Annotated in this window: 1 protein-coding gene and 1 pseudogene; both read right to left on the reverse strand. The window is 37.3% G+C overall.

Features of this window, described 5'->3' with window-relative positions:
- Positions 1–192: 192 nt before the first annotated feature.
- Positions 193–1,095, reverse strand: coding sequence for an N-acetylmuramoyl-L-alanine amidase family protein (locus tag HT688_RS12305; RefSeq protein ID WP_172923731.1), 903 nt, complete (start codon positions 1,093–1,095; stop codon positions 193–195).
- Between the two features lie 52 nt (positions 1,096–1,147).
- Positions 1,148–2,375 (reverse strand): annotated as a pseudogene (locus tag HT688_RS09475) (IS630 family transposase).
- Positions 2,376–2,432: the final 57 nt, after the last annotated feature.

A 2,432-nucleotide genomic window follows, 5' to 3' on the forward strand; every position in this document is an offset into this window, starting at 1 on the left:
TTCTCTAGGCTGGAGATTTTTCAATATACTTCGTTATTAGGCGGTTACGACTGAAATATCGTCTTGTTCACTTTTTATTTTCTTCTAACCAATAGACGGAGTTGCAAGGAAAATGCCAAAAACTCTACCCCTATAGCTAACAAAGAGCAAAAAAACTAGGAGAGAACTCTCCTAGTTTTAAATTATCTTGGATTATTTAACCCACTCACCGTTGTGGTTTACTTTATAACCATCTACAGTTGTATTAACTGCAAGAGCTCCTGACGCGTATGAGTAGTACCATTTACCACCAACTTGATACCAACCAGTTGCCATTGCACCTGATGATTTCAAGTAGTACCAAGTACCGTTATCTTTAACCCAACCAGTTGCCATTGAACCGTTGTCGTTTAGGTAGTACCAAGTACCATTGTCTTTAACCCAACCAGTTGTCATCCAACCAGCTTGGTCGAAATAGTACCAAGTGCCATTGATTTTTTCCCAACCATTAGTTGTGTAAGAACCATCAGCGTGTTTGTACCACCAGCGAGAACCTGATTTAATCCATTCAGCTTTTTGAGCAGGTGTTTCAGCAGAAGCTACTAATTGAGGAGTTTTCAAAAGGGTTGCTTTACCATTTTGTACTCGAACTGTTAATTTATATGTTCCACGTTTAGTTTTAACTTCAACAGTACTATTAGCTGATTTTTCATACTTAATCTCAACTGCTTTACCATCAAGTTTCAGTTCATTACCTTCTTTATCATAAACCTTAACATATCTATCGGTAACAACTCTTTGTTTATTAGATTGTTGAGATTGTTGAGATGCAAGGTGAGACTTAATATCATCAATAGTCAAATCACCATTTTCAGTAGTATTAACTTTACCACTTGCTTCTTCTCCACGTTTAGCTGCTGCTTCTGCTGATTCTGCTGCTTCTTTAAAGAGTTTAGAAACTTCTGCACTTGGTTCTGTTCTCTCATCAGCTGCAGGTTTAGCATTTGGCAATGTTTGAACATTAGCCTCACTAAAAGTTGCTGTATCAGCTGAAACAGCTTGTACAGCACCAAATGCTGCAAGAGCGACTGCGCTTGTCAATAAAACTTTTTTCATCGTTTTATCTCCTTTGTTTTTCTTTAAAATATTTTTTCGTAAGACTACCTTACTACCATAGATTATATAAATATTTGCAGGATTTGTCAAGAGTTTTCTTCGAGTTTTTAAACTTTTTACCTATTTTTTCAAAAAAGCCAAATTTCAAGTTCAAGTTAGCCATCAAGAAGTCTTCTCTGGGTGATTTGTAGTTCAAGCATTTTTAGGATAGTTATTAATCCAATTTTAGATGAATGCGACTTCTTTGGGAGTCGTTTTCTTAGTTCCCTTAGGTAACCATCTCCGAATGAGCCTGTTGTGATTCTCATCAATTCCCCTTTTCCCAAGAGGCATAGGGGTGCGCATAATAGATATGTTCCTCAGAAAATACATCAGACAAGCGGTTAAATTCTGTACCATTATCTGCCGTGATGGACAGAATCTTGTCTTGTTTTAAGATGAGTTTTAGAGCCTGATTGACCGATTCAGCGCTTTTATTATGCCATATGGCATTGTCCATAACGAGTAAAAGATAATCATCTGAATAAGCTTGTGAAAGCTCTTCTAAAAAGGCGTTCATCCACTCAGTATGACATCCACCAGCGATTAAGAAAAATGATTCGCCTGTATGGGCATCAACAGCTCCATAACAATAGCAAAATTCTCGTATATAGTGACTATGGACATGTGGACCTACTCCTATTGGAGCCCAACAAGATCCTAGTTTACTGATTCTACCGAAACCAGCCTCATCTTGGTACATCAAGCAAACCTTACGAAAAGGTCTACTGGTTTTAAAGCGCTTTCTTGTCTTCTTGAATTGAGATTTTATTTTTAGACGCGACAATGGTTTGAACGTCTGCTTTCTTGGGATGTTCTGGACGTGGCCTAATATTTCGCCAACCATGGCGCTTCAAGAGTTGATAAAAGGCATCACGTGTGTAGGAAGGATCTAACTCCTTTGTATAAGCCTGAAATAAGGCATCAATTGTAACAAATTCTCCTGCCTCTGCAGCCTTCAAATGACGGGCAAGAAAGGCTTTCTCTTCCTCAATTGTCATATGTGCATGGTTACGACAACCACGTGTTTCTTGAAGGAGAGAGTCGAGTCCGAACTCCTCATATTTTTTTACAGTTGGCCAAATCGTTGTTTGATTACAGTCTAAAAGCTCTATAATCTCTTTATAAGATTTACCCATCAGACGAAATAGAACGATTTGAAGGCGTTTATGATATTTAGCTGTACGAGAGTCTTTTAAAAGTGTTTTGATTGTTTGGATTTCTTCTTTAGTTGATTTCATATTACTATTATATAATGCTTTTTGATTTTAGTCTAGTATTAACATAATCGGCTTTTT

The organism is Streptococcus sp. 1559 (assembly GCF_013276735.1).
In the GTDB taxonomy this organism is placed as follows: Bacteria; Bacillota; Bacilli; order Lactobacillales; family Streptococcaceae; genus Streptococcus; species Streptococcus pseudopneumoniae.

Bases quoted from the DNA above. Each gene is read 5' to 3' on its own strand.
- HT688_RS12305 (WP_172923731.1), bottom strand. From the start codon at position 1,095: ATGAAAAAAGTTTTATTGACAAGCGCAGTCGCTCTTGCAGCATTTGGT.